Source organism: Paenibacillus sp. FSL H7-0716, from assembly GCF_038002705.1.
Taxonomy (GTDB): Bacteria; Bacillota; Bacilli; order Paenibacillales; family Paenibacillaceae; genus Paenibacillus_AQ; species Paenibacillus_AQ odorifer.
This window is the reverse complement of sequence record NZ_JBBODA010000072.1, coordinates 1-4437: the sequence shown is the minus strand read 5'-3', so window position 1 is coordinate 4437 and position 4437 is coordinate 1. Positions and strand designations below refer to the sequence as shown.

Sequence of the window (4437 nt, the reverse complement as noted above, 5' to 3'; positions counted from 1 at the left end):
GCAGGTTCCTGATTTTTGTTTTCTTACGCTCTTCCAAAAAAAACCTAATTAAGTGGCTTTTGAGGCCAAATAATTAGGTTTCCACTTGTTTAAAGTCGTGAGGGATCTATAGTTGAGTAAAAGTTATCTTTCTCTGAGTTTACGTCCTTTTTTGCTTCAATGCTAGTCACAGCAGAACTTGTATCTTGGTTCTTTTCATCACTAATTTCTGCGTCTACGCTTAACTCTGTAGAAGAATTTGAAATCGATAATTTATTTTTCAAATCATCCATAACAGCAATGATGTTTTGAAAATCTTTGGAATATGGCTCTAAAAACATTGTTTTTTGAATATCAATATCCGTAATATCTCTATATCCAAAGCGATCAATCATATGTCTAACCAACGTTGTGAGTGAAATTTGAATGTTTCCTTGTGCATTAACCCATTTATTTAGAGACTGAAAATCATTGAGTTTATTAATACGCCAGGACACAAGATCTCGTTTACTGACCTCTTTATTATCCTCGTTCACGACTTAACAACCTCCGAAGGAAAAAACACTCTATCATGAAGTATTGATAAACCTTCAAGATTCATATCTACCGCATACTCTGCAGGAATCCAAAGTACAAAGCAATGCACTTCCTCTGCGAAAGCGACTAGCTCGGAATAAAGTTCCGATTCAAATGTTATACTACCGCCTCCAAGCACCATAAAGTACTCAATGTCCCCACCTATTACTATGTAACGTTCTTTAATAATCTCTAAAATATTCTGCGCCTCTACATACTTAGCATCATCCATAAATGCTACAGCAGAATCATGTAAATTATCATCAGTATTTAACAACAAATCATCAAATCGCTGTCTATTAATTTGTAGGTGACCTCCGAGATCACTTGATAGCGCTTTAGCTGCCTCTTCTGCTGCATGACCCACCCCACGCTGTACACCGGTACAGTTATCTATAACAGGATTAGCACCATGAAGATGAATTAATTCCGTTGTTCCAGAACCTATGTCAGTTAATAAGCCTTTTTTCTGTGCAATTTCAACTTGAGTTAAGTTCGCAATATGTTCTCTGCCCTTTTTCCCTTTATACTCCTTTACTAATTTTTCCAGTATTCCAGGGACTTTATTTTCCTTGGGGGTCGGTGCTTCCCTTAATGCATATATTGCAGGTACGCCCTCTTGAGTTATTTTAACGGAAATATAGTTAATTGTAACAGTTACTAAAGAGGTTCCAATATATACAATCACTACATGCGAAGACTTTCCATCTCCGTTATTAGTAAATCTTTTTTCCATCATTGAAGCAGTTGCTGGTTTCCATTCAGAGGCAGGGATTGCTCCTGTCATTTTTGCTTCAATTGATAAGGTTACCGGCAATTTGGCATGTTCTTCGTAGTATTCAGCAATTGCTGCGGCTGCTGTCATTGAGAGATTCATAATCACTGGTATGTCATGCTTATGCTTTTCACCAATTCGTATATTCATATTTTCGGTTTTAGCAATATTTAGATTCGCACGTTTACCTACACTAAAAAATCCCGATCTCTTTAATGCAGGGCTTGTAATATTCACGGTTAATTCATCAAATAGATTAGCCATATGTTTTTCAAGATTACCTTCTGCAATAGCTGGTTGTTCAGTAAGCCGTTTTATCGTAGATGGCTGTACCAGTTTTTTACCATTATAATACATCTTGTTAGTAGAGTTTCCAAAATCATTTTTAATATTAGCAACCATTTCACAATCACCTCATTTTTAATTTTTAAATCCTTTCAATTCAAAATGAATTGTATTTGAATTTAATTTGAACACGAAAATGATTCTTCTTTACAAATATATACCAAATCTCAAAAGTAATCAAGTATTTTAAATTCATTTTCAATTCAATTTGAGTTTAATATTGAAATGTACATAATTAAAATCAGTGCTTATCCTAAATATTCTTCATTTATAATTCAATATGAATTCATTTATTCCTATTACTTTTATAAGTTTTTACCACTAATAGACTACAAAAAATATAGTCGGCACTTATTTTCATATTGCATAATTCCCCTCTAAAAAAAGGAACTTTATACCTACAAACAGAGTTAAATCACCTCTTATATTACTTTTAAAGATAACATTCGTCATAATTTATTATTATTTTTAGTAAGTTTTCCATTGCTATCATTGGTTTTATATGGCAATATAACTATTGAAGTTTCATCTAAGCCTATCTAAGTTCATCTATTAAGGTATTTATTAAGCCGGTTTTATCTTACAACATTAAATATGGAGGGAAATAATGGATCACACAAAACTAAAAGGCATCGGAGATTCAAGTTCTATCACAATCCCTAAAAACTATATTGATTACATCTCAGGTGAAACAAAAGCAGTTAATGAATATCACTTGTCTCTGATTAACGAAGCAATTGGAAATCGAAAATTAATACACCTTGTTATGACTGGTATATCACTAGTCGAGAATTTAAAAAGAGGGACTGATTTAATTTCTGTAACACACTGTATTAATCAGGAAAATTACAAAGCTCGGGTAGCAGGATATTTAGAATTAAAAAAAGATGATCAATTACAAATGAATGCTGGGACAATCGCCCATTTGCTAACATCAGTGTTAAATCGAAATTAATACTTAGGAGGTTTTTTTTATGATGAATTGCGGAAATTGTAGCCATTGGAACTGGTGTTCAAAAACAGATGGGAAAATCGAAGAAAGTGAGACAGTTTGCAGTTTCTCACCTTCTAGATTCACTGGAATAATAATAGAAGATCAGTCGGAAGCAGAGATTGACAAAAATTTAATTTCATTTGATGGATTAATCGGAATTATTCGGAGAATCGAAGGTAAAGGTTAAACTATTTTTTCTTTGACATAAGTTTCATAAGTGATAACAAATGTTCTTGATCAGTTGGAGTCAGCTGCCTAAATAAAGTCAGCATGTTAATCTCAGCTGCTGTAGGGGTCAAATCAGAAAAAAATATGTCCCAAAAATCAATACCCACGGCATCTGCCCAACGTTGCAAAGCTGATGTTGTTGGAGCACGCTTATTATTTTCCCAATCAGATAAAGTTCCAACTGATATTCCTGAACGCTCAAATATTTTTTGTTGTGTGAGATTTCTATTTTTACGAATTGCTCTTAATCGTTCACCTATGTATTGCAATAGAGATCCTCCTACAAAATAAGCTGAGAATACGAATTTTAGTTATTTGTAATACATATCTTCTCAAAAAAAGTAATAATGGAACACTGTTATATAGGTAACTTACTAATTTTAGTAATATTCATTGTCATAATTACTTATTTAAATAAGTTTGAGATATGTATTTTTGATATCCATATTAAATCTGTCTATCACGGAAGGAGAAATTAATGCGAAGCGTGCAGATTACCAAAACTAACATCAGTTCGTTACCACTTGACTGGATTTATATACGCTATCAAAGACTTCAAAAAAGTTGTTTAAAATCAGAAGGAGAAACTCACTCTGATGAATTAGATCTAATTAGAGAATACTTTGATTTGAATGGTTACGCTGCGATTTTTGGAATAACTAATAAATCAGATGCTGATCAAATGGAATTGGAAATTCCAACTGCATCACGATCTCAATATGTCCCTATTATAGAAAATCGTTTACGTGAGCATTATCGATTAACACAAAGAAAACATAATCTTGAACAGCAGCTGACCGACATTTTGGGTGCCTTTTATGTTCTTGATTTACCTAAAATGACTGCTACATATGGAAATATCAGTGGCGTTCAAACAAGGGGGGGAGTATCTTCTCCGATTGAAGATGCAGTAATGAGACCATTTTCTAGAGCTGAAAAAATCAAGGAAGAATTAATGAATGTTGAAGATCGTTTATATGATATGGCTCATGCTCTTAGTGAATTAACTGAGCCCCAGCTATCTTTGGTAAGTGCGAAATATTTAGTTAGACGCGAACCCAAAGATGATCAATTAATGAGTGTCTTAGGGTTTGGAAGACAAAAATATTATGAGATTAAAAAAACATCACTAATTAGAATTGCACAAGAACTATCAGTCATATAGTAATTTCCAGTTAAATGGAGGTAGAAAGATAATGTACTTTAACAAAGGAGCTTCTTACATAATCAATTATGGAACCTTCGAGAAACTTTCAAAATTCATCCTAAGCGAGAATGGGAATAATCATTTTGTTGATGAAAACGGAGAATTTATTATATCCGACAATTTTTTACTTAAGAAAAAAATCATTGTATCTTCAGCGTTAAAACATTAATTTCCATTGGGGTTCATTACAGAACCCACTCAAAAACACTATATGAGATATCAGATAAGAGATTTAGTCGATACCTCATATAGTGTTTTTTTTGCTGCGTAATAGAGTGTAGCTATTTGAACCATACACCCGATCTAAGAGAGTGTTGAGCTGCTGCTGCAGGG

Annotated in this window: 6 protein-coding genes; 3 read left to right on the top strand and 3 right to left on the bottom strand. The window is 33.2% G+C overall.

Features of this window, described 5'->3' with window-relative positions:
• Positions 1-89: 89 nt before the first annotated feature.
• Complete coding sequence (locus MHH60_RS33095; protein ID WP_076139098.1) at positions 90-515, bottom strand: hypothetical protein; 426 nt, start codon at positions 513-515, stop codon at positions 90-92.
• On the bottom strand, positions 512-1732 hold the full coding sequence (locus tag MHH60_RS33090; RefSeq protein WP_076139097.1) for a ParM/StbA family protein: 1221 nt from the start codon (positions 1730-1732) through the stop codon (positions 512-514). Before MHH60_RS33090 ends, MHH60_RS33095 begins: the two co-directional genes overlap by 4 nt.
• A gap of 550 nt (positions 1733-2282) precedes the next feature.
• Here MHH60_RS33090 and MHH60_RS33085 point away from each other — a divergent pair.
• Both MHH60_RS33085 and MHH60_RS33080 read left to right on the top strand, forming a co-directional pair.
• Positions 2283-2630 carry a hypothetical protein gene (locus MHH60_RS33085; protein ID WP_076139096.1) on the top strand — a complete coding sequence of 116 codons (348 nt, stop codon included), beginning with the start codon at positions 2283-2285 and terminating at the stop codon, positions 2628-2630.
• Positions 2631-2649: 19 nt separating this feature from the next.
• Entirely contained in the window at positions 2650-2856 is a 207-nt protein-coding gene (locus MHH60_RS33080; RefSeq protein ID WP_076139095.1) for a hypothetical protein, read from the top strand.
• 1 nt (position 2857) lies between these two features.
• Here MHH60_RS33080 and MHH60_RS33075 read toward each other — a convergent pair whose 3' ends face one another.
• On the bottom strand, positions 2858-3166 hold the full coding sequence (locus MHH60_RS33075; RefSeq protein ID WP_076139094.1) for a helix-turn-helix domain-containing protein: 309 nt from the start codon (positions 3164-3166) through the stop codon (positions 2858-2860).
• 209 nt (positions 3167-3375) lie between these two features.
• Here MHH60_RS33075 and MHH60_RS33070 point away from each other — a divergent pair, with 209 nt between their 5' ends.
• Positions 3376-4062 carry a hypothetical protein gene (locus tag MHH60_RS33070; RefSeq protein ID WP_076139093.1) on the top strand — a complete coding sequence of 229 codons (687 nt, stop codon included), beginning with the start codon at positions 3376-3378 and terminating at the stop codon, positions 4060-4062.
• The last annotated feature ends 375 nt before the right edge of the window (positions 4063-4437 follow it).

Coding starts and splice junctions, on each gene's coding strand:
- MHH60_RS33090 (WP_076139097.1), bottom strand. CDS start 1,732: ATGGTTGCTAATATTAAAAATGATTTTGGAAACTCTACTAACAAGATG.
- MHH60_RS33085 (WP_076139096.1), top strand. CDS start 2,283: ATGGATCACACAAAACTAAAAGGCATCGGAGATTCAAGTTCTATCACA.
- MHH60_RS33080 (WP_076139095.1), top strand. CDS start 2,650: ATGATGAATTGCGGAAATTGTAGCCATTGGAACTGGTGTTCAAAAACA.
- MHH60_RS33070 (WP_076139093.1), top strand. CDS start 3,376: ATGCGAAGCGTGCAGATTACCAAAACTAACATCAGTTCGTTACCACTT.